Source organism: Nostoc punctiforme PCC 73102 (assembly GCF_000020025.1).
Taxonomy (GTDB): domain Bacteria; phylum Cyanobacteriota; class Cyanobacteriia; order Cyanobacteriales; family Nostocaceae; genus Nostoc; species Nostoc punctiforme.
On the sequence record NC_010628.1, the window covers coordinates 204,234 to 226,202 of the forward strand.

The window sequence follows — 21,969 nt, forward strand, 5'->3', positions numbered from 1 at the left end:
AGCAAGTGGGAATATTCTTAAGAAGGATTTCGGAATTGTTGCGATAAATTAATGGTGTTCAAGTTTGGTAAACGTATCTTGTAGCTAAACAAACATGATGCTAGATTAAGAGCAAGGTACAAACAGGTTAAAAGTTAACAAAAACTTTCAAGTTAGAGCCTGTACCTCCTGCTCTAATGTTCTTGCGATCGCTCTGAAGTTGTGACATCCATTGAATGTGTTTTGCTTTAAGTTCAATGAGTTCTTTTGGAGGTTTGAAAACGCACTGCCAGAAAATGCCTGCCTAGTTTGAATGTTAGGATGTGCAATTCTGAGTATAGCGATCGCGAATACTGTCCACCTTAGTTGAGTTATTTACTTCTGAATTCTCTAATCTTCAAGAAACCGCCCCAAGCTGCTGATATTTATCCATCGTAGCTTCCGGCGGTTTCTGCTTTGAGTGTTATGCATTTCTGTTCTTTGTCATTTGTCCTTTGTTATCTCTCTTCTTAAGAGAGGGTTGTTTAGACCAATGACTAATGACTAATGACTAATGACTAACTAACGTAATTACAGTCACTTCTGGCGGACAAAATAAACGTCCTGGTTTATAAGTTCCTAAACCCCGGTTGACATATAGTTGATTTTCTTGCACCTTGTGAAACCCTTGCGCCCACTCCCAATATCGCACGACTTTAGAACAGTCTCCTAGTAAAAACGTTACCCAACACCTTAATTTTTTGGGGATTTTTTTGAGTAGCTTTTTATAATGGAATACTAAAGGCCCAATGCCAGGGATTACGATGTGACCGCCGTGGGTATGACCCGATAGTTGCAAATCTACACGCCATTGTTGCAGTATCTTGGCTGTATCTGGATTATGGGATAAAACGATGCGGGGTATAACAGAGTCTAGTTGATTCATCACAGGTGCAGGGTAGAATTCCCGCGACCAATAATCAGCTAGTCCTACAAATGGTAATTCTTTTCCTAGTGGATAGGCGATTTCATTCCAAAGCACATGCACCCCAATGCTAGTTAACGCTTGTGTAACTTCTGCTTTTGAATGACTGTAATAGATATCATGATTACCCAGTACAGCATAGATACCACAGCGACTTTGCAAATGCTTAAGTCGATGCACCAATTGATGAATTGGTGTCGGATCGTCAGTTACATAGTCACCAGTTAATAGAATCAAATCTGGTTCAGCTTCGTTAGTAAGTGCGATCGCTTTTTCTAACATTTCTTCTGACAAGCGCAAACCATCGTAGTGAAAATCTGACAACTGCACTAGCGTTGTACCTTGTAAAGATGCTGGAAGTTCCGCAATCTTAACCGTGATTTTATCTACTCTTAAATGTCCCGTAAACAACCAATGCATAAGGCAACCGATACTCCTCATACCAGCGCTTACAGCTTACCAAATATCAAAATGTAACTTGAGAAACTGCAATAATTTATGTCACATACTCGAAATAAAATTAACGAATTGATTTAAATCCTGAGACTAAACTAAGCAGGACTCACTCGAATTTACAGGTACTGATTAGCCAGAATACCTGCTGTGATTCCGTTCAGGAATTTTGAAATTTGGATTACTTACTCACCCTGTAGGGTGATTATAGTAACTTCTGGGCGGCAAAATAAGCGTCCTGGGAGGTAAGTTCCCAAACCACGATTGACATATAGCTGATTTTTTCCCAGATGATGGAAACCCTGTGCCCATTCCCAATGGCTGACTACAGAAACATTTTCTTCCAAAAATGGAAATCGACGCTGCACTTTTTTAGGTATTTTTTTTGCAAGCTTTTCGTAAAAAAACATTGCAGGGCCAATTCCGGGAATCACGATTTGACCACCGTGAGTATGACCAGATAATTGTAAGTCAACTCGCCATGCTTGCAGTATCTCCGCAGTATCTGGGTTGTGGGATAAAACGATGCGTGGTGTGTCGGGATTTAGTTGATTCATCACAGGTGCAGGGTAGAATTCCCGCGACCAATAATCAGCTAGTCCGACCAATGGTAATTCTTTTCCTAGTGGATAGGCAATTTCGTTCCAAAGGACATGGATTCCAATGCTAGTAAGGGCATCGGTAACTTCTGTTTTGGCGTTTTTGTAATGTATATCGTGATTGCCAAGAATGGCATAGATACCACTGGGACTTTGCAGATGTTTGAGTCGAAGTATCAGTTGGTGAATCGGTGTCGGATCGTCAGTTACGTAGTCACCAGTCAATAAAATTAAATCTGGTTTAGCTTCATTAGTAACTGCGATCGCTTTTTCTAGCATCTCTTCCGACAGCCGCAAACCATCGTAGTGAAAATCTGACAACTGCACCAGCTTCTTACCTTGTAATGATGCAGGCAACCCTACAATCTTAACCGTCAATTCTTCTCTACTCAACGGCCCAGATAATAACCAGTGCATAAGACGTTCAATAAACTCTAATCATAGCGCTTACAGCTTAACGAAACATCATCGTTTTGTGTGTAGTGACGAGTGCAACTTATTGAAAATTTCATAAAATCTGTAGATTTAAACGTATTTATACTTATTAGAGTTGTCGGGAAATAAAAGATAAGTGAGGCAATGCTGGTCTTGTAATTGGGATTCTCTTAAGCAGCCATCAAGTAGAAGTTCCATAATCCTGCTGCGGTCAGCATCAAATGGTCATCAAAGTTTTCAATCCGATTACGATAAATGACACTGGCGGCGTTGTAGCGCTTCACACCAGCAAAGGCATTTTCGCAAACTACACGGGATTGACTCAATTGACGATTCTCCGTTTTTTGAAGGTCACTTAACTTGCCCCCTTTGGGCTTTTTGTGAGGAAGATGGAGATTGTCATACTGCTTCTGTAATCCCTGAAAGCCCGAGTCTACTTCAATCGGAATTTCATCAGGCACACTACCTGCAATGTCATCTTCGTCATGAAAACGTTTGTCATGCAGTTTGCCTTCTCGTGCTTTGCTTAAGATCAAGACCCGTTTGGTTTCATCAACTGCTCTTCCAAGTGTTTACGCGTATGACGTTTCTTTTTACCGGAGTAATTCTGTTGTTGTTGTTCTCTTTCTTGAGGTCGCGCAATTGGGCGTTCTGTCCCATCAATCATCACTCGTTGCACTCCTGGAAAGCGTGACAAAAATGCTTCAATGCTTTCGAGATGGCGTTCCGGCAGCGCCATCTTCTGTCCCAAAGCCGCTTCTAATATTGGCTGCAATCGATGCATCCACTCATGTGCCTGGGAGCGATGCATATCAAAGAGCAGTCCCGCCACATCAAAGGTCGGATAACATTTGAAATAGAAAAGGATGAAAAACAATTTGTCTTGGGCTGTAAGTAAGCGGGCTTTGCGTCCTCCACCCAGGCCACGTTGACGAGGCTTGGCCTGTTGAGTATCTAGGTACATCGTGGTAAACGTGGGCAAAAGGGCATCAAATGCTTTCCGGTTCAACCCAGTTAATGCCCTCAACAGTCGGTCTTGCTTCAGCGCACCTTCAATATTCAGCATCATTCTTCCCTACCACTGCTGTCTATTCTCTCTTATTTCCCGACAAGTCTATTTAAATCAAAAATAAATTTACTAACCAATTTTTGTCAAAAATACTACTTATTTTATATTGTAAGTGCGTAGATTTAGAGCATCGTATCTACAGCTACGCATCTACACACCTGGCCAACCTACTACTGTAAACGCCAAACTTCTTTTAGGTGATGAATTAGCTGTTCCTGGCGCTTAGTGAGAACTTCAGCCGTCCATTCTTTTTCCATTAACACTTGTGTCGTTAGCGCAAAATTACAAATACCCGCTCTAGTTGTGAAATACTTCTGCTTTTTCAGGTCAAAGTCGTAGTTGTTCGCTTGAGCATTTTTAGAGGAAGAGAGCAAAACTAAATTTCCTATACGATGGACATATTTATCACGTTCTTCTTGGCTAGGAAATGATTGTACCCACATACTATCGGAGGTAGGATTTTGAGGTAGTACATGCTCAACACTAATATTACAGAAGTTATATGAAGCTTTTCCTTCTGAGAGTGCAGCATCTAAACGCAGTAAAACATAAAGTCGAATTTTTCTAATTAAATAAAGGTCATCATTTAGGATTTTGAGAATACGCGTCTGTTCTTCAGGTTTCAGTTGCAGAGGTGAATAAGGTGCGTACAAATCTTCTCCAACCTCGATAGCATATAGTAACTTGCTGTAACGTTCTATTCGTTCATTAATATTATTCCGTTGAATCATTAGACCTGAAGCTAGGCGATCTAAATCTGTGAAAAACCGTAATAACAATTCAGGATTGCTGTAATTGCGAGAGAGATATAAAATAGCTGGAGGTATCCAATCAGAATTATCAATCAAGTGTAACCATCTAAACTTTTGATTTACTTCTTCTTCTAAGATATCACTGTGATAGGCTAGATTATTAATGTCATAAAAAGCCTCAGCATAAGGAATTAGTATTTTATCAATTAACTGTTGAGGTGCATTAATTGGTTTAACGTCATTCAGGAATTCCTTAAGTATACTTTCGCGCGGCTTGGATTTTATGTGAATCATTCTGATGTGAGAAAATAGGCTCTTAAATATATCGCGTCCTAGTTTCTCTTCCGTTTCTTCCCACTTAGCACTGTATTTTTCCTGTTGTTCAAGGGAAATCTTACCGATAATTTCTGCTTTCAAAATATCAGCATGACACAGATCCATGCCTCGATTATTGATTACAGAAAATATTCTGTATGCAGAGTCAATATCTGGAGTTGCAACTACTACTAAGAAACATCTTTTAATGATAAATTGAGTAAGCCGTAGAAGCTGATTATTAGTAAAGCTTTGTAAGCGATTTATAAACAATAATGTATTATCTTTGAAATTTTTACGACTATCTGATAGTTTAGCAGTATGTAAATTTTTCAGCTTATCAATACCACCTTCATCCTGAATATATTCCTTGAAAAACTGTGCATCTCGCTCACGCACAGTCAAACGATAAACGTTATCATTAGGATCAAAATCATCTTCTTGATAAAGATATTTTGTTAATATATGTATGTTTTCTTTGGAAACTGATGCCCGTAAAGCAGCCAGCAATACAGTAAGTGTAGTCAAACGCTGTTGACCATCCACGACTTGGGCATCTGGTTTATCTCCTTTGATGAGTACGATATTTCCTAAAAAATACGGGTTTATATCATCAATTTTATCGTCACTATCTCCCAACGCAGTGACCAAATCTTCAAGCAGTTCTCCTGCTTGCTCCGTTGTCCAGGCATAGGGGCGTTGATATAAAGGAATAGTGAAGATAAAATCATTGCTAAATATTTTAGAGATAGGATAATCATTAGCCTGAAGTTTAACCGCGCTCATATATACCTGCTTTAGTGATGTAGTAGATTGCACTTTGACTAAACTTAGTTTTCCCACTAAAAACAGTAATATTTGAATGCATATAATTTTTTTATAGAACCTGGATACATCAAAAAGCCAAACAAAATGATGTCAAAATCTATCTACATATAGATTTGAGGCTATTTTATAGGTGTTTGTTCTTTGTCGAATACCAATTCAATTAATGATTGCAACACATCCTTGGGTCAAGACGCGATTCATCGCGTCTCTACAAATGGTCTATTTGTCGCATTCTTTTTTCCAATTGGTATAAGTCCCACTAATCGGGTGACGGGGATTAGTGGCGTAAAAGCATTACGCTAATAGCAGTTTCTCATGGGCGAAACCGGACTCTTCTGCGGATTGCTTCACCGTAATGCACTGGCTCGCCTGCAAAACAGCATATTTTTTTGAATGGCAAGTCTATAATATGGGATGCTAACAGCGATCGCACACCATTAAATCCCTACAAATTTTGATTTATCAAAAATTAAAAATAGCGCTAGCCTAATCACAGGCTGGCGCTATTTTTTTGATTTAATTCACGATAGTTAAATAAGTTTCCTAAATTACTTTCAGTTATTGTCCGCAATTATGCTTTTAGACTGCACTGCGATTTGTTAATAAATTCCAGAGGAAAACTGCAACAATTGCACCCAGAACTGCTACTGCAATACCCGGGATACTTAGAGTTGGAGCTGCTAAACTTAACGTTCCTGTACTGAAAAATACTCCTAGACTACCACCAACAAAAGCGCCGATGATTCCTAATAAGATTGTTCCTAGAATACCGCCACCTTGATGACCGGGGTAGATAGCTTTAGCGATCGCACCAGCAATTAGACCTAAAACAATCCAAGCAAGAATATTCATTGTTATTAATTCGGTAAACGTTTTTCACTCACGAATACATATTAGACCTCTTGCTCTTTTGAATCCATCTACCATCAGAATCAATCATTAATATCCATAAGGAATAGTTTAATTGCAACTAGGCTTTGTTGATATATACCGCCACTTCAGGTAGATAATCGCTAAAAAAAGATCAATTAAAAAAAGCTCCTAATAGGTCTTGAATTAGGAGCCGATCAAACTATTGCTTGGTAATTGCAGTATATGGCTTTTTAATTAGGTCTCTCCTCTACTAGAAGAATTAAGCTGAGTTTTCAAAGACTGTCTCTAAAGTAATGTAAAGGAGCAAAATCAGGCAATTGCTACTAGTAGTGTACCAAGGTAACTTTGCTAAGTAAAACCTCTAATTGGTAAAATAGCCAAAAACGGGGTGTAACATGGCAAAAAAGTACATTGTTGACTTGAATGAAGATGAAGTTTCCCAACTGCAATCGATAATTAAGAAAGGTAAGCATAAGGCAAGAACCATAAGCCGTGCAAACATTCTTTTGATGGCTTCCGAAGGAGAAACGGATCAAGCGATCGCTAGCATAGTTAGAGCGCATGTTGCAACAGTGCAACGAATACGAGAAAAATTTGTCATTGGAGGGTTAGATTTTGCTTTAAAGGATGAAGTTCATCCACCAAAACATAAAAAATTAGATGAAAAGCAAGAAGCATTTTTGATTGCAACAGCTTGTTCTAATCCGCCAGAAGGAAGAGTGCGTTGGACAATGCAATTATTAGCAGATCATTTAGTGAACGTTGGTATCATAGATTCAATCTCAGATGAAACAGTACGTCAAACTTTAAAAAAAATGAAATTAAGCCTTGGTTGAAAGAACAATGGTGTATTCCTGAAGTTAACGCAGAATATGTTTTCCGAATGGAAGATGTGCTGGATTTATACAATGAGCCTTATGATCCTAAACGCCCTGTAGTCTGCTTTGATGAACGTCCATACCAATTAGTAGAAGAAGTAAGACTTCCTTTGCCACCACAGCCAGAGCAACCTGAACGTTATGATTTTGAGTATAAACGTAACGGGACAGTAAATTTATTCGCATGTTTTCAACCCTTGGCTGGATGGCGGCATATCGAAGTTACAGAACGTCGAACTAAAGCCGATTTTGCTAAACAAATGAAAAATTTAGTAGATGTTTCCTACCGAGATGCCGATGTTATTCGTTTAGTAGTTGATAACTTGAATATTCATACACCCAATGCATTATATGAAGTTTTTCCACCAGAAGAAGCACGTCGAATTATTCAAAAGTTAGAGTTTCACTATACTCCTAAACACGCTTCTTGGTGAGCCAGTGCGTTGGGCGGGTTCCCCGACTTGAAGCAACTGGCGAACCCGAAGGGCTGAATCAGGTAGAAATCGAATTATCTGTTTTATCTCGCCAATGTTTAGAACGGCGTATTCCTAATGCAGAAACATTAACTTCTGAGATTGCCGCTTGGGAGAAAAAACGTAATCAGCAAAAAGCTAGTGTTTATTGGGGTTTTCAAACCAAAGATGCTCGCCGAAAAATGGAGCGTTTATATCCAAATTTAACATAGCAAAGTTAGCTTGGCAGACTACTAGGTGCGTAGTTTTAGCAACTTTATTAGCTGCATTTCACACTTGGGCATCGCCAGGATACTCGTCACATCGCATTTCTTCAGGATGGATGGAGGATTAGGTATTAGTTAGGATTTAAGGATGAGTTATGGAAGACCAAAAGCATAGCATCGAACAAGTTGGACATTGCCACCCCAAAGGAAACGGACTGCCTTGCCGTTGTCGCATCTGGCGCGACACAGAGGAATAAGAGTACAAAAATGTAACTAATATTATGAAGCGATCTAGAAAAACTTAGACTATTTTTTGATACTATTTAAGACCGGACTCTTGAAATGTTAATTTACGTATGAGCAAAGGTACCCTGTTTGATAAAGTTTGGGACTTACACACCGTTGGTACACTTCCCTCTGGGCTGACGCAACTATTTATTGGGCTTCACCTAATTCATGAAGTCACCAGTCCCCAGGCCTTTGCTATGTTACGCGAGAGGGGTCTAAAAGTACTGTTTCCAGAGCGGACTGTCGCCACAGTCGATCATATTGTGCCGACAGAAAACCAGGCACGTCCTTTTGTTGATAGTTTGGCAGAAGAGATGATTCAGGCGCTCGAAAATAACTGCCAAGAAAATAACATAACTTTTTACAACATCGGTTCTGGTAGTCAGGGTATAGTTCATGTCATCGCTCCAGAACTCGGACTGACTCAACCAGGAATGACGATCGCTTGTGGAGATAGCCACACTTCGAGTCATGGGGCATTTGGTGCGATCGCATTTGGTATCGGTACTAGCCAAGTGCGGGATGTTCTCGCTTCCCAAACTCTCGCCCTTTCCAAACTGAAAGTCCGCAAAATTGAAGTTAACGGCAACCTGAACCCAGGAGTTTACGCCAAAGATGTCATCCTGCATATCATCCGCACCCTTGGCGTTAAAGGTGGTGTGGGCTATGGCTACGAATTTGCAGGTACGACATTTGAACAAATGAATATGGAAGAGAGGATGACTGTCTGCAATATGGCGATCGAAGGCGGTGCTAGATGCGGCTATGTCAATCCAGATCGAGTCACCTACGATTACCTCAAAGGCAGAGATTTTGCGCCCAAAGGAGCAGATTGGGATAAAGCAGTGGCTTGGTGGGATTCCATCAAGAGCGATGTTGATGCCCAGTACGATGATGTAGTCGTATTCGACGCTGCGGAAATTTCTCCTACTGTTACCTGGGGGATTACTCCCGGTCAAGGTATCGGTGTCAACCAGTCAGTGCCTCAACCAGAAGAACTGCTTGAAGAAGACCGATTTATTGCCGAAGAAGCTTACCGCTACATGGATTTATATCCTGGTCAACCCATTAAGGGTACCAAAATAGATGTCTGCTTTATTGGTAGTTGCACCAACGGCAGAATTAGTGATTTACGGGAAGCGGCGAAAATCGCCAAAGGCCGCCATGTTGCAGAGGGAATCAAAGCCTTTGTTGTCCCTGGTTCTGAAAGGGTGAAGCAAGAGGCGGAAACTGAAGGACTGGATAAAATCTTTCAGGAAGCTGGATTTGAATGGCGTGAACCGGGATGTTCTATGTGCCTAGCTATGAACCCCGATAAGCTACAAGGAAGACAAATCAGTGCCTCCTCGTCTAACCGCAACTTTAAAGGAAGGCAGGGTTCATCCTCCGGTCGAACATTGTTAATGAGTCCGGCAATGGTTGCCACTGCTGCAATTAAAGGCGAAGTCTCTGATGTGCGCGAGTTGCTGTAATTTTTTGGTCATTGGTCATTGGTCATTTGTCATTTGTAGAAATTAACAGGCTGTCATTGAAATGATAGGTAAATAAAAATTATGGTGAGTGAAGTTAAAACAGTTTCAGGGCGCGGTATACCCTTGGTGGGCAATGATATAGATACCGATCGCATCATTCCCGCGCGATATTTAAAAGCCGTTACCTTTGATGGGTTAGGTGAAGGTGCGTTTATTGATGACCGGACAGCACTTAAAGGTGAACATCCCTTTGACCAACCGCAATATCAAGGCGCAAATATTTTAATAGTCAACCGTAATTTTGGCTGTGGTTCATCACGGGAACACGCACCCCAAGCGATCGCAAAATGGGGAATCCAAGCTTTAATCGGTGAAAGCTTCGCAGAAATCTTTTTTGGTAACTGTGTGGCAATGGGTATACCTTGTCTGACAGCCGACGCTGCTACTGTTAAACAACTGCAAAAGTTAGTAGCTGCCAATCCTCAAGCCTCTGTGACAGTGAATCTGGAAACTTTGCAAGTGCAAATTGATAATTATACTGCCCCAGTTGCAATCGGTGAAGGTACAAGAAGCACATTTATTTCTGGGACTTGGGATGCTTGCGGTCAGTTGGTGGCGAATGCTAGCCAAGTTCGGAAAACATCTGCAAAATTACCCTACATAGGTTGGGGCAATATAGCCGCAAGTTAGTTTTTTCTCATTCTCTGCTTGTCAGACAGGGAATGAGAAAATGGCAAAAATTTTATAACTACTTGCTCAAAATATCAAGATTGGGGTGGGCATCGCCCACCCAAAATTGTTATCCAATTACCTCAGCAGTCTTCTTCTTATCCAACTTGAGAATCAACACACCCAAAGGTGGCAAACACAAATCTAGCGAATAGGGACGACTGTGCAAAGACCAATCATCAGTCCACTTACCGCCTAAGTTACCCATATTGCTACCGCCATATTGACGTGCATCACTATTGAATAACTCAGTGTAAAATCCCTTCTGCGGTACACCGATGCGGTAGTGAGAATGGGGTTGCGGTGTAAAATTGCAAACTACGATCGCAAAATCATCAGAATCCTTATCACGACGGATGAATGAAACTACACTATGGCGGTTATCGCTACAGTCAATCCATTCAAACCCAGGTTCAGCAAAATCCTGGGTGTACAAAACTGGTTCAGAACGGTAGAGATGGTTCAAACCCTGGAAAAAGGTTTTTAACTGTTGGTGTGGTTCATGCTGCAATAAATGCCACTCCAAATCAGCCCAAGCATTCCACTCACTCCACTGCCCAAACTCCATGCTCATAAACATAGTTTTCTTGCCTGGGTGAGCAAACATATAGGTAAATAAACAACGGATATTAGCTAACTTCTGCCATGTATCCCCCGGCATTTTGCCGATGATATTGCTCTTACCATGCACCACTTCATCGTGGGACAGAGCCAGCATAAAGTTCTCGCTGTGGTTGTACCACATACTAAAGGTGATATTGTTTTGGTGGAACTGGCGGAACCAAGGGTCCATGCTGAAGTAATCCAGCATATCGTGCATCCAGCCCATATTCCACTTCAAGTTAAAGCCCAGCCCGCCTGTATAGGTTGGCCAAGATACCATTGGCCAAGAAGTAGATTCTTCAGCAATGGAGAGAATACCGGGGAAATAACTAAAGATAATGTGATTTACCTGACGCAGAAAATCTGCTGCTTCTAGGTTTTCTCTGCCGCCGTACTGGTTGGGCAACCATTCTCCTGGTTCGCGGCAATAATCGTTATAAAGCATTGAGGCAACAGCATCGACACGAATCCCATCAATGTGATACTTGTCGAACCAAAAGAGGGCATTTGCTGCTAAGAAATTACTGACTTCATGGCGACCGTAGTTGAACACCAAAGTACCCCATCCTTTGTGTTCGCCCTTGCGGGGGTCAGCATGTTCGTACAGGTGGCTACCATCAAAGAAAGCTAAACCATGTCCATCTTTGGGGAAGTGACCAGGAACCCAATCCACAATTACCCCTATATCATTTTGGTGACATTTGTCAACAAAATACATGAAATCTTCGGGACTGCCAAAACGGGAGGTGGGAGCATAGTACCCAGTTACTTGATAACCCCAAGAACCATCAAAGGGATGCTCCGCAATGGGCAGCATTTCTATATGGGTGTATCCCAATTCTTTGACATAAGGAATGAGTCGGTCAGCTAGTTCCCGGTAGGTAAGGAAACGTGCGCCCGGCTTAAGTTCTGAAACAACAACTACCGGTTCAGTTTCACCATTTGGCAGTTTAGCAGGTTCGGCACTCGAAGCGTGTAACCAAGAGCCTAGATGCACTTCATAAACTGAGACAGGCTGGGTAAGGGGGTCAGTGTGTCGCCGCTTTTCCATCCAGCTTTCGTCATTCCAGGTGTAAGCATCTAAATCAGTGACAATGGATGCCGTTTTCGGGCGGGGTTCTTGCTGGAAACCGTAGGGATCGGATTTTTCGTAAATGTGTCCTTCAAAATTTTTGATTTCATATTTGTAATGTTCTCCCATACCGATTTCAGGAATAAACAATTCCCAAACCCCAGTTGGCCCTTTACGCATTTGGTGTTTGCGCCCATCCCAAAGGTTGAAATCTCCTAACAATGAAACATTCCGGGCGTTGGGTGCCCAAACTGCAAAATAAACGCCCTTAACGCCGCCTATTTCCGTGGGGTGCGCTCCCAGTTTTTCATATATTCGGTGATGGTTGCCTTCACTAAACAAATGCAAATCAAAGTCTGTCAAATTGGGAGAACGGAAGGCGTAAGGGTCATAAGTAACACGCTCATGTTCCCCTTCTTTAATTCGTAACTGGTAGTTTGCCAGTTCTGCGGTTTCAATAGTGCATTCAAAAAAGTGAGGATGATGCACTGTTTGCATTGGGTATTCTTTCCGTTGTTCAGGAAGAACGACCCATACTGCACTTGCATTTGGTAGATAGGCCCGCACAGCCCAGACGGTTTTGCCGTCTTGTTCTATGGGATGAGAACCTAGTATTTCAAAGGGATCGTTATGCTGATTCCAAACGATGCTATTAACCTGTTCAGGGGCGATCGTGGTCATGGACATGAAGCTACCTAAGTGAAATAACGTGATTGACTAAATCTACTTTTTTAATATCTATATATATTCTTTACATTTATTTGCAATTTTGTCGCCACCGTTATCGTACATCAGAATGGGGAATGGGGAATGGGGAATGGGGAATGGGGAATTTATCAAAAATTTAAAAATGGGAAAAACTGAAGTAAGGTTTTACGTAGGCGAAGCAAGAAAATCTGTTCCCGAATTTTGGGATCTAGTTTTGGTGGTGGGGCTTCTTGAAGCTGCGCTTGTACTTGAATATATTCGGCAGCTGTTAGGAAACTTCCATCAATAGGCGATCGCGCTTCTATGATAATCTTTGTCCGTAATATTTCTTCTGGTGTATCTTCGGGTGGCGGTAATGCTATGACTATCGATGATGTCCAATAGCCACTTACCACAAAAAAAGTTGCACTAATCACAAACAAGCTCAGAAATTTTACTGCCTTTATCGCTTTAACTCTCCCCATATTCTGAACTGCATTCACAACGCAGCATGAAAATCTGTTTCCCAATACCCAATTCCCAAAGTTAGAAATTTTCCCAATAAAAATCTGGCAATATCAAGAAACATCACTAGGTCTGTCCTAATACAGAATAGACTACAGGGAATGCTCTTGAGCAATTGCCAGCGATCGCAATGAATTCTTTTGTCCTCTCAAAACTCAGGAGTTTAAGCTATTCCAAACACTAAATCGTGGAAGTATTTTGCCCACAAGATGACTTAGATTTACGGAACTAAACTCACTTTTACTTGGAATAAGGTTCGGTCAGGCGAGATTTTTCAGGCGGACACTTGGTTGACGAGGTAATCCTCATCACCAGTGTCCTTTTATTGCTGCCCTACTTAGCTGATATTTGAGCAAACTCTAGGCTCTGATACACCAAAAGAAAGATAAAGGTTTCTAGATAAACCTATTAATTCAAGCTATGTGGTGAGGAGCGTTGTTACTAAGCTGTTTTAGGCATGATTTCAACTAAAGCTAAAAGCTTAAGATGCCTTATTTAGGAGTAGCAGCAGGTGTAGTCGCAGGTGTAGCAGCAGGTGTAGGCGCAGGTGTGGTTTTAGTAGCGGGAGGCGCATCAGTTGGTTCACCTGTAGCAGCAGGAGTACTAGGAGTAGTACCACCATCACCACCGCCTTCACCACAGGCTCCCAGAATTGTAGCTAGACTTAAGATTACAGCCAAACCAAAGATTTTTGTTTTCATAACTCCTCTTTCACCAATTGTGGCTAGAAAAATTTTTCGCCTGTTGAATACGATACCGTATTTATTGCTTTTTTTTTAATGCTGTGAGATTACATACTTAAAAAAAATAATCCTTTGGGATATTCTTTATTAGCAGTATGTCTCATACAGCTATCTGATTAGTTTCTCTTAACTCAGAAGCAAAAAGGAAATTACCGAATTTTCTAGCAAACCGAGCTATCATAACAAAAAATTTTATTTTTTTCACAGAGTATTGCACCTTGCTGCCCGGCATTGCCATACTTTAGGTGCTATCTCTAAAGGGTAAGCTGTCCAGTTGCTAATCGCTGATTGCAAACATTGCAAATCTAGAGGATGCAAACATTGCTACAGCTACCTATCAGAACAGTTAAAAGGGTGTAGTCTGTTATGTGTGCTTGTTGCACAGAAGGAACTTTTAACCCTATCAAAAACAGACAATCAAGAAAATCGATCTAAAGTACAGTATTTTCCATCTAAAAACTTTATGGTAGTTGCTCGTAAATCTGCTATTTCTGGAAGGGGTAATTGGTTCTGGCGAGATTCTATGCTTTCTTTAGGGAGGCGACGTTCTGCGCGTATAGAGTCGTTAGCACAGAACGCTTCTACACCAGCGACCAAAGCCACACCCTTATCCTCTCAAAGACAACAGCGTTCCTCAAAGAATTTAGCGGTTTCTGCCACAAATAAGGCAGCTATGCCCAAATCGGTGAAAGAGTTGGGTAGACAAAAGTTACCAAATCTCAATGAGCAGTCCAGTGCGACTCAGAAGAGTTCAGGGGTAGATTTTCTTGGACTTCCGACAATGCCTAATTCTGGAGCCGCACCTTTATGGTTGTTGCGCTTGTACACATTTCATCGTTATTCGGCAGTTTTGGCGTTCTTGGTAGTAGCATCGACACTTGCTGTTTATGGATGGACAGTATATTCCCAAGAGCTTTGGAGTAAGTCATATCGCAGGCTACAAAACCTCCAACGTCATGAGCGGCTACTAACGACAACCAACGCCACGCTGACAAATAGAATGGCTAAGGAAGCAGAACAACCAACAGCAGGGCTAATATCGCCAACCCCTCAAGGAATGATTTTCTTGTCTCCAGCACCTCACACTCCTAAGCCAGCATCATCTAATAACATAACGCCAAGTTCGGAAACGCAACGGCAAACGCTCTCACCACTTGGATATTAAGAGTTAGGAGAGACGCGATTAATCGCGTCTGTACAGGAGTTATGGAGTAACTAACTTTAAGTTTGGACTTTTGACTCCGAAAAGTAATTTGGTACTGAGTAGGCAATGCAAAAATTACCAAGCAGAACAAGATTAAGAAAGTTTCGGAATCCAGGATTCAAAAAGCAGCAGAAGGGTTCTAAACGAGGGCTGTTGGGGACACTTGCCTCTAATATCCAAAATCAAACATCCAATACCAATTCCCGGCTGTTCGTCGTCTGGGGCGTATTAATGGCAGCAGGATTGGGGTTAGGTATCAAGTTGTATAACTTGCAAATTGTCAAGGGGACAAAATTAACAGAGCAAGCGCGAAACCAGCAAATGGTGGATTTGCGACCTTTTATGCCTCGTCGCCCGGTGGTAGATCGCAATAGTGAACTGTTGGCAATTGACCGTCCGGTGTATACTTTGTACGCTCATCCCAAGCTGTTTGATAAGTCTAATGAAGAGATGGCAGAGCGACTTGCCCCAATATTGGCAAAAGATACTGCTGAATTGGTGAAAACTTTTCAAAGCAAAAGAAGCGGAATTATACTTGCCCCAGCCCTACCGGAAGAAATTATCGATCGCGTGACTTCTTTGCGTTTAAATGGCTTAGAGTTAATTCAAAAATACTCCCGATATTATCCGCCAGACGATTTGGTCTCTGATGTGGTGGGTTATGTGAATGTTGACCGTCGTGGTCAAGCAGGTGTGGAATATTCTCAAGAGAAGTTGTTAGAACGTCCTGTGCAAACGGTGCGGCTCAGTCGCTCTGGTAATGGGGCCGTGATGCCGGATCATGCACCAGAAGGTTTTCTGCATTTTGATGATTTGCGGCTGCAACTCACAATCGATAGCCGGCTGCAACGGATTGCTAGCCTGGCACTCAAACAACAAATGGAGAAGTTTGATGCTAAACGTGGGGCGGTAATTGTAATGGATGCGTTGGATGGTTCCTTACTCGCCCTCGTTTCTCAGCCTACCTATAACCCTAATGAATACGCTAAAGCTAATATCTCCCTGTTCAAAAACTGGACGGTGGCGGATCTTTATGAACCGGGATCGACTTTTAAGCCTTTGAATGTAGCGATCGCTCTGGAAAATAGTGTCATCAAACCGGATGATATGTTTAATGACTCCGGTTCTATTCGAGTAGCTAATTACACCATCAAAAATGCGATGAATAATGGTAATGGGCGAATCAGCATCGCCCAGATTTTGCAATATTCCAGCAACATTGGCATGGTGCAAATTATCCAACGCTTAAAGCCTTCAATTTACTACAACTGGCTAGAACGCTTGGGGCTAGGACAAAAAGTTGATACAGATTTACCTTTTGAAGTTGGCGGTCGGCTCAAAAGTCAAGAAGAATTTATCGCTTCGCCAATTGAACCAGCTACTACTTCCTTTGGGCAAGGTTTTTCGATGACACCGATACAGCTAGTGCAAATGCACGGTGCTTTAGCCAATGGCGGGAAATTAGTTACACCCCATGTAGTGCGCGGGTTGATTGATACCAAAGGGCAGATGCATGATTCACCCACTCGCACTGTATCACGGCAAATTTTCTCAGCCGCAACAGCCCAAAAGGTCGTAGAAATGATGGAAACTGTTGTTAATGAAGGCAGTGGTAAGGCGGCACAAATTCCCGGATATCGCATTGCTGGTAAAACTGGTACAGCCCAAAAAGCTAGTCCGAATGGCGGCTACATCAAGGGTGCTAGAATGACGAGTTTCGTGGCTATTTTACCAGTAGAATCTCCTCGCTATGTAGTGTTTGCACTGGTGGATGAGCCAAAAGGAGAAAGTGCTTATGGTTCTACTGTTGCCGCACCAATTGTTAAGTCAGTAATCGAAGCACTGATTCCTCTTGAGGAGATTCCGCCAAGTAAGCCGATTGAGCAACAGCCGAAAGCACCGTAGTAGGGAGCAGGGGGCAGGAGGGGGCAGGGGGGCAGGGGAGCAGAGGAGGCAGAGGGAGCAAGAGGGAAATAATCAATGCCCAATGCCCTTCTTTTGAAACTTAATCTTTGTTTATAACCAGGGAAAGAGGTACAGAAAGCTACTGGTGTGGAAACCTAGGTATTAGAGGTGAAACTAATTTCTCACTTTTTCAAAGCTACCGAAGATTCCATGCAAAGCAATTTAGTTATATTTCCTAATGCTGGGACTGCGAAAAAAAGCACCCAAACAGAAGAAAGAACAATTACCAACTACGACCGTGCCGAGGAGCAATTTATAGAACTGCTAGCAATGGAGGATTTGGATCGTAAGCTGGATGTAAAACCTTCAATAGCTAGTGAGTTTGAACAGGCGCTCTCAACAGCAATTCGCGGCGCTTATAAAAACGATCGCTCTAATGAACAGGCTCACCGTTTTCTGCAACGGATACTTTATCGAATTAATCGGCTAAAACTGTTTTGGTACGACGATTTGCGACACTATACCAATGAGCGATCGCTTTATTTATGCTCATGTCGCGATCAAATTGAGGCTGCTTGGCAAAACTGGGAACTGGCACAGATAGATTTACCAGCGCTGCAACAATTGGATGTCAAACACGCTTTAATTGAGCGTGCATCTGCCGATTTAAACCCGCCTTTGTCGGATAGTAGCCGCTATATTCGTGAGGAAATGACTGAAGCTGGCTATCGTCACCTGCTAGCGATCGGTTCCTTTGATGGCTTGGTTGAAGGTAGTCGTCTTTGCTACGTATTGGGTGGTGCTGCTAATGAAGTGCAGTGTACGCTGGTGCGAGTACTACTAGAAGAATACGGCAATGGTCGTTTATCCCGCAAGCACTCAACATTTTTTGCCCAAATGCTGGCTGAATTTGGGATGAATACTGAACCAGAAGGATACTTCGATTTAGTGCCTTGGGAAGTTCTAGCTTGTGCTAATCATAATTTTTTGACCACCGATCGCAAACGCTATTTCCTACGTTATTGTGGTGCGTTGACATATTTTGAGGTGGCTGGTCCTGCGGCTTATAAAAACTATCTGGCGGCGGCGCAACGATTGGGACTGTCAGAGGCGGCGATGGGTTATTGGGAACTGCACATCAGGGAAGATGAACGCCACGGTCGTTGGATGTTAGATGATGTTGCTTTGTCTTTAGCAGAACAGTATCCCAAGAGTGCGTGGGAACTCGTGCTTGGGTATGACCAGGAGAAACTAATGGGCGATCGCGCCGCTAGTGCTGTTGTGCGATCGATACGCGAAGCAAAACAATTCGTCTAACTCGTATGTGAAGAGAAATCCCAAAAATTGAAAATAGCAGGTTTTAGCATTTTAATTTGACATTTTTAAGTCATTTTATATCTAATTTTCCTGCAAAAAGATTTCTTTAGCAAGATATTGCTAAAGGAACAACTTCTTATTGCCTTAATACAAGGTAGTAAATAATTTCTTTCCTGCTTATTATACATTACCAACTGGTTGCAGTCAAATGAAAGATATCTTTTTTTGTCCTGAAGAATCCAATTTCTACTCAAACTGTTTAGAAAGCTTTGTGATCAGAAATTGTAAAAGTTCTGAATCTATTGTGGAGTTTGGTTCAGGAGATGGCAGCCCTGTAATTAATTCCTTATTGAGAAATAACTTTAATGGCGTAATCCAGGGATTTGAATTAAATACTTCTGCATGGAAGGTTGCAAATTCAACCATCGATGAATACAATCTCACAAATAAATATATAATCCATAATTCATCTTTGTTTAATTCTTCTCAACCAGATGCCGAGTATCTTGTAGCCAATCCACCCTATCTACCCGCACCAGATGACGATATTTATATACCACTCTTATTTGGGGGTGTAGATGGAGCAACAGTTACCAATGATCTTTTATCGTTAGATTATGAAAATGTCTTGGTTTTAATATCTAGCTTTTCTAATCCCATAAATACGTTGAACCTAGCAAAAGAAAATGGTTATTATGTTCAAAATTTCATGGTGTTACCTTTGCAATTCGGCTACTATAGCTCGGAACCTAAAGTAAAAAACCACATAGAAGAACTCCGAAAAAACAAAATGGCGTTTTATTCTGGTGATTATTATTTTTTAGCTGGCGTTTTATTTACAAAATCAGAGAATCCAGGAATTGATTTATCTAATCAATTAGCTCAGGTAATGACGAGTTTGTGAAAATCAGGAATTCAGATTCCTGACTTCTTTAAGAAGTCGGGAATCTAATTTTTCATGACTAAAACGTTTACGAAGAACAAGGTTTACAATCGAAGATTTTCCTTCACAGTAGAAGCCATATCCGGGTAATCGCTAAATACGCCATTAACACCTAAGCTGAAAAATAGTTCATATTCCCCTTGGGGATTTCCTTGAAAATCCAGTGGCAAAAAGCAGTCTTCATTGCGGAAAGTCCAGACATGAACCAGCAAACCAGCCGTATGAGCGTCAGTTACTAAAGATGTAGGCGATTGCAATTTACCACTACTATCTCTAGGAATCAGCAAATTTTTATGAACCCCAACCGCCTGTGCATATTTAGCAATTTCCCTTAAACCTGATGCAGTGACTAAATCTGCATAAGTGCGTTCATCGCCACTAACAACAAAATCATTAGGCTTACCACTGTTATTCAGCAATTGCACCAGAGGTAAATCAGTCTTTGTAGATAAATCTTGTAAATTACTCACTTCAAAAGACTGAATGAAAATAGGTGCATTAGCTCCCTCATAACCGTTGGCTGTCAAAGTTGCAAGTAGGAATGGTTCTAGGGCTAACCCAATAGATTTAAAGTAAGTTGGGTGCTTAGTTTCTGGATAAATGCCGATCGCACGATTAATTTCAGCACTTTTACGCTTCACTAAATCGATGATTTCTTGCAGCGTGGGAATTTCAAAGAGTCCATCATAAGCGGTATTTTGCGATCGCATTTGCCCTATTCGCTCTTTGGCTCGTAGTGTTTTCAGTTCTGCCAGGGTAAAATCTTCAGTAAACCAGCCAGTTTTTGATTCGCCATCTATTATTTTTGTGGTTTGAAGGTGAGCAAATTCTACATGTCTAGCAACGTCGGTGGTTTCAGAAATCTCATTTTCGTGACGAGCAATTAAAACACCATCTTTGGTGGAAACTAAATCAGGTTCAATATAATCAGCACCTAGTACAATCGCTAATTCATAAGCGGCTAAAGTATGTTCTGGACGATAGCCGCTAGCGCCTCGGTGTGCAATGATAATTGGAGATGTTGTACTAATAGCCACTGACATCAACTAATCGATATCCCTCACCAACCAGTTTGTCAAAAGTAGCTTGATACTGTGCTGAAGTCAATCCATGTCGCGCCTGCCAAGCTGAACCACCAGACTTTTCCCAAATAGCGGCGTATCGGTTTTGTCCGTTGACATCATAACCACTTACGTCAACTAATCGATATCCTTCACCAACTAGTTTGTCAAAAGTCGCTTGATACTGGGCTGAGGTCAATCCATGTCGCGCTTGCCAAGCTGGTCCACCAGATTTCACCCAAATAGCGGCGTATCGGTCTTGTCCATTGACACCATAACCACTAACATCAACTAACCGATATCCCTCACCAACCAATTTGTCAAAAGTAGCTTGATACTGAGCTGAGGTCAATCCATGTCGCGCTTGCCAAGCAGGGCCGTCAGACTTCTCCCAAATAGCGGCATATCTGTCTTGTCCGTTCACAGCATAACCACTAACGTGAACTAATCGATATCCTTCACCAACCAATTTGTCAAAAGTAGCTTGATACTGGGCTGAGGTTAATCCATGTCGCGCTTGCCAAGCAGGTCCACCAGACTTCACCCAAATAGCAGCATATCGGCCTTGTCCCTTGACCTCATAACCACTGACATCAACCAAACGATATCCTTCACCAACCAGTTTGTCAAAAGTAGCTTGATACTGGGCTGAGGTCAATCCATGTCTCGCTTCCCAAGCCCCACTACCAGACTTCACCCAAATAGCGGCGTATCGGTCTTGTCCGTTAGCGATCGCTTGTCTTCTGACATCAGGTATTCTCTGTAATTGGGCAACATTTTGAGCAATTACCTTTGTATTTGTCTCACTATTGCTGACACTATTAGCAAAGTTAATGGGAGCGGCAAAAGCAGAACTGACTAAAGTTGCAAGTAACGCTGCACTAGAGGCAGTAAATGTTAAAGAACGTATGAACATATTAGTAAAATAAAAATGTAAATTTGTGGGCTGCACTGACTAAATAGGTTTGCATTTATTTTTTATGCAATACCCAGGTAGAGATGCTGATAATTGTGGATACTCAAGATTTATAGATGATTCCTGAATTCAGAATACCGAACTTTTATTTGTATATCTTTGGCATAACTTTACTATGTAGTTTTAGCTTATTTTCTGCCGATGATAGCTAATTAAAGGCGCGATACTCTCTATTTTGCGCTTTGCACTTTCTTACACTTTAAAGAAAAAGTATTTTAACTCGCTGAGAAGAATATGAACTCAAATAAGCTTAGTACAAAATACATTTATATTGACTTTAAAACATCTTATTCCCCAGCTAATAAGAATGGATTCTATGGTTATCGATCCATATTTTTGAGATGGGAACGATCGAGATCGCATCACTCTAAATACGGTTCGAATAAGGTTTTTTGATGAAAGTTATAGATCGCAAAGACGCGATAAATCGCCGTATTTACAATCATCAGTCCTTTGTAGAGACGGCGATTTATCGCGTCTCTTCCCTTAACCGAACCGTATTGGCATCACTAGTAATGAAAGTTGCCGAAAGATATCCGGTACTTCCTTGCCCTTGTTGTAGCGATCGCCTACTAAGACATCCAATTTGGGTAGAATATAATATGAAAGATTAATTCATG

Annotated in this window: 19 protein-coding genes and 1 pseudogene; 9 read left to right on the forward strand and 11 right to left on the reverse strand. The window is 41.6% G+C overall.

Annotation, left to right across the window (positions count from 1 at the left end):
- Positions 1-529: 529 nt before the first annotated feature.
- From NPUN_RS00820 to NPUN_RS00840, 5 genes are all read right to left on the reverse strand, one after another.
- Positions 530-1,363, reverse strand: coding sequence for a metallophosphoesterase (locus NPUN_RS00820; RefSeq protein WP_041565105.1), 834 nt, complete (start codon positions 1,361-1,363; stop codon positions 530-532).
- Positions 1,364-1,581: 218 nt separating this feature from the next.
- The gene (locus NPUN_RS00825) at positions 1,582-2,412 is read right to left on the reverse strand and encodes a metallophosphoesterase (RefSeq protein WP_012406983.1); all 831 of its coding nucleotides are present in this window, start codon (positions 2,410-2,412) and stop codon (positions 1,582-1,584) included.
- A 188-nt stretch (positions 2,413-2,600) separates the two neighbouring features.
- Entirely contained in the window at positions 2,601-2,966 is a 366-nt protein-coding gene (locus NPUN_RS42895; protein ID WP_052304547.1) for a transposase family protein, read from the reverse strand.
- Positions 2,963-3,499 (reverse strand): helix-turn-helix domain-containing protein, encoded by a 537-nt coding sequence (locus tag NPUN_RS42900; protein WP_041565106.1) that lies wholly within the window; start codon positions 3,497-3,499, stop codon positions 2,963-2,965. The genes NPUN_RS42895 and NPUN_RS42900 overlap by 4 nt, the downstream gene beginning before the upstream one ends.
- 170 nt (positions 3,500-3,669) lie before the next feature.
- Complete coding sequence (locus NPUN_RS00840) at positions 3,670-5,352, reverse strand: DUF262 domain-containing protein (protein WP_012406984.1); 1,683 nt, start codon at positions 5,350-5,352, stop codon at positions 3,670-3,672.
- A gap of 183 nt (positions 5,353-5,535) precedes the next feature.
- On the opposite strand from NPUN_RS00840, the gene NPUN_RS41470 reads away from it, so the two are divergent.
- Positions 5,536-5,697, forward strand: a complete 162-nt coding sequence (locus NPUN_RS41470) for a hypothetical protein (RefSeq protein ID WP_167315554.1) — start codon at positions 5,536-5,538, stop codon at positions 5,695-5,697.
- 276 nt (positions 5,698-5,973) lie between these two features.
- Here the strand turns inward: NPUN_RS41470 and NPUN_RS00845 are convergent, their stop codons facing one another.
- A complete protein-coding gene (locus tag NPUN_RS00845) occupies positions 5,974-6,246 on the reverse strand; it encodes a GlsB/YeaQ/YmgE family stress response membrane protein (RefSeq protein WP_012406985.1) in 273 nt (90 codons plus the stop codon).
- Positions 6,247-6,662: 416 nt separating this feature from the next.
- On the opposite strand from NPUN_RS00845, the pseudogene NPUN_RS39935 reads away from it, so the two are divergent.
- From NPUN_RS39935 to leuD, 3 genes and pseudogenes are all read left to right on the forward strand, one after another.
- Positions 6,663-7,830, forward strand: a pseudogene (locus tag NPUN_RS39935) (IS630 family transposase).
- 350 nt (positions 7,831-8,180) lie between these two features.
- Positions 8,181-9,584, forward strand: coding sequence for a 3-isopropylmalate dehydratase large subunit (leuC, locus tag NPUN_RS00860; protein ID WP_012406988.1), 1,404 nt, complete (start codon positions 8,181-8,183; stop codon positions 9,582-9,584).
- A gap of 81 nt (positions 9,585-9,665) precedes the next feature.
- Positions 9,666-10,274, forward strand: coding sequence for a 3-isopropylmalate dehydratase small subunit (leuD, locus tag NPUN_RS00865; protein ID WP_012406989.1), 609 nt, complete (start codon positions 9,666-9,668; stop codon positions 10,272-10,274).
- A gap of 109 nt (positions 10,275-10,383) precedes the next feature.
- Here the strand turns inward: leuD and glgB are convergent, their stop codons facing one another.
- The 3 genes from glgB to NPUN_RS00880 form a co-directional block, all read right to left on the reverse strand.
- Entirely contained in the window at positions 10,384-12,675 is a 2,292-nt protein-coding gene (gene glgB, locus NPUN_RS00870; RefSeq protein ID WP_012406990.1) for a 1,4-alpha-glucan branching enzyme, read from the reverse strand.
- Positions 12,676-12,824: 149 nt separating this feature from the next.
- Positions 12,825-13,160, reverse strand: coding sequence for a hypothetical protein (locus tag NPUN_RS00875; RefSeq protein WP_012406991.1), 336 nt, complete (start codon positions 13,158-13,160; stop codon positions 12,825-12,827).
- A gap of 531 nt (positions 13,161-13,691) precedes the next feature.
- On the reverse strand, positions 13,692-13,901 hold the full coding sequence (locus NPUN_RS00880) for a hypothetical protein (RefSeq protein WP_041565109.1): 210 nt from the start codon (positions 13,899-13,901) through the stop codon (positions 13,692-13,694).
- Positions 13,902-14,406: 505 nt separating this feature from the next.
- On the opposite strand from NPUN_RS00880, the gene NPUN_RS00885 reads away from it, so the two are divergent.
- The 4 genes from NPUN_RS00885 to NPUN_RS00900 all read left to right on the forward strand — a co-directional run bounded on the left by NPUN_RS00885 (position 14,407) and on the right by NPUN_RS00900 (position 19,273).
- Complete coding sequence (locus NPUN_RS00885) at positions 14,407-15,108, forward strand: hypothetical protein (RefSeq protein ID WP_012406993.1); 702 nt, start codon at positions 14,407-14,409, stop codon at positions 15,106-15,108.
- Positions 15,109-15,213: 105 nt separating this feature from the next.
- Positions 15,214-17,052, forward strand: a complete 1,839-nt coding sequence (locus NPUN_RS00890) for a peptidoglycan D,D-transpeptidase FtsI family protein (RefSeq protein ID WP_012406994.1) — start codon at positions 15,214-15,216, stop codon at positions 17,050-17,052.
- A gap of 210 nt (positions 17,053-17,262) precedes the next feature.
- Positions 17,263-18,369, forward strand: a complete 1,107-nt coding sequence (locus NPUN_RS00895; RefSeq protein WP_012406995.1) for an iron-containing redox enzyme family protein — start codon at positions 17,263-17,265, stop codon at positions 18,367-18,369.
- 208 nt (positions 18,370-18,577) lie between these two features.
- Positions 18,578-19,273 carry a class I SAM-dependent methyltransferase gene (locus tag NPUN_RS00900; protein ID WP_012406996.1) on the forward strand — a complete coding sequence of 232 codons (696 nt, stop codon included), beginning with the start codon at positions 18,578-18,580 and terminating at the stop codon, positions 19,271-19,273.
- An 83-nt stretch (positions 19,274-19,356) separates the two neighbouring features.
- On the opposite strand, the gene NPUN_RS00905 is transcribed toward NPUN_RS00900, so the two are convergent.
- Positions 19,357-20,355, reverse strand: a complete 999-nt coding sequence (locus NPUN_RS00905) for a glycerophosphodiester phosphodiesterase (RefSeq protein WP_012406997.1) — start codon at positions 20,353-20,355, stop codon at positions 19,357-19,359.
- Positions 20,339-21,289 (reverse strand): hypothetical protein, encoded by a 951-nt coding sequence (locus NPUN_RS00910; RefSeq protein ID WP_012406998.1) that lies wholly within the window; start codon positions 21,287-21,289, stop codon positions 20,339-20,341. The genes NPUN_RS00905 and NPUN_RS00910 overlap by 17 nt, the downstream gene beginning before the upstream one ends.
- A 455-nt stretch (positions 21,290-21,744) precedes the next feature.
- Between NPUN_RS00910 and NPUN_RS40265 the strand changes: the two genes are divergently transcribed.
- A complete protein-coding gene (locus NPUN_RS40265; protein ID WP_148220229.1) occupies positions 21,745-21,963 on the forward strand; it encodes a hypothetical protein in 219 nt (72 codons plus the stop codon).
- Positions 21,964-21,969 lie beyond the last annotated feature (6 nt).

What these genes read in the sequence shown, in the direction of transcription:
- NPUN_RS00820 (WP_041565105.1), bottom strand. Translation starts at nt 1,363, where the DNA reads ATGCATTGGTTGTTTACGGGACATTTAAGAGTAGATAAAATCACGGTT.
- NPUN_RS00825 (WP_012406983.1), bottom strand. Translation starts at nt 2,412, where the DNA reads ATGCACTGGTTATTATCTGGGCCGTTGAGTAGAGAAGAATTGACGGTT.
- NPUN_RS42900 (WP_041565106.1), bottom strand. Translation starts at nt 3,499, where the DNA reads ATGATGCTGAATATTGAAGGTGCGCTGAAGCAAGACCGACTGTTGAGG.
- NPUN_RS00840 (WP_012406984.1), bottom strand. Translation starts at nt 5,352, where the DNA reads ATGAGCGCGGTTAAACTTCAGGCTAATGATTATCCTATCTCTAAAATA.
- NPUN_RS00845 (WP_012406985.1), bottom strand. Translation starts at nt 6,246, where the DNA reads ATGAATATTCTTGCTTGGATTGTTTTAGGTCTAATTGCTGGTGCGATC.
- leuC (WP_012406988.1), top strand. Translation starts at nt 8,181, where the DNA reads ATGAGCAAAGGTACCCTGTTTGATAAAGTTTGGGACTTACACACCGTT.
- leuD (WP_012406989.1), top strand. Translation starts at nt 9,666, where the DNA reads ATGGTGAGTGAAGTTAAAACAGTTTCAGGGCGCGGTATACCCTTGGTG.
- glgB (WP_012406990.1), bottom strand. Translation starts at nt 12,675, where the DNA reads ATGTCCATGACCACGATCGCCCCTGAACAGGTTAATAGCATCGTTTGG.
- NPUN_RS00875 (WP_012406991.1), bottom strand. Translation starts at nt 13,160, where the DNA reads ATGGGGAGAGTTAAAGCGATAAAGGCAGTAAAATTTCTGAGCTTGTTT.
- NPUN_RS00880 (WP_041565109.1), bottom strand. Translation starts at nt 13,901, where the DNA reads ATGAAAACAAAAATCTTTGGTTTGGCTGTAATCTTAAGTCTAGCTACA.
- NPUN_RS00885 (WP_012406993.1), top strand. Translation starts at nt 14,407, where the DNA reads ATGGTAGTTGCTCGTAAATCTGCTATTTCTGGAAGGGGTAATTGGTTC.
- NPUN_RS00890 (WP_012406994.1), top strand. Translation starts at nt 15,214, where the DNA reads ATGCAAAAATTACCAAGCAGAACAAGATTAAGAAAGTTTCGGAATCCA.
- NPUN_RS00895 (WP_012406995.1), top strand. Translation starts at nt 17,263, where the DNA reads ATGCAAAGCAATTTAGTTATATTTCCTAATGCTGGGACTGCGAAAAAA.
- NPUN_RS00900 (WP_012406996.1), top strand. Translation starts at nt 18,578, where the DNA reads ATGAAAGATATCTTTTTTTGTCCTGAAGAATCCAATTTCTACTCAAAC.
- NPUN_RS00905 (WP_012406997.1), bottom strand. Translation starts at nt 20,355, where the DNA reads ATGTCAGTGGCTATTAGTACAACATCTCCAATTATCATTGCACACCGA.
- NPUN_RS00910 (WP_012406998.1), bottom strand. Translation starts at nt 21,289, where the DNA reads ATGTTCATACGTTCTTTAACATTTACTGCCTCTAGTGCAGCGTTACTT.
- NPUN_RS40265 (WP_148220229.1), top strand. Translation starts at nt 21,745, where the DNA reads ATGAAAGTTATAGATCGCAAAGACGCGATAAATCGCCGTATTTACAAT.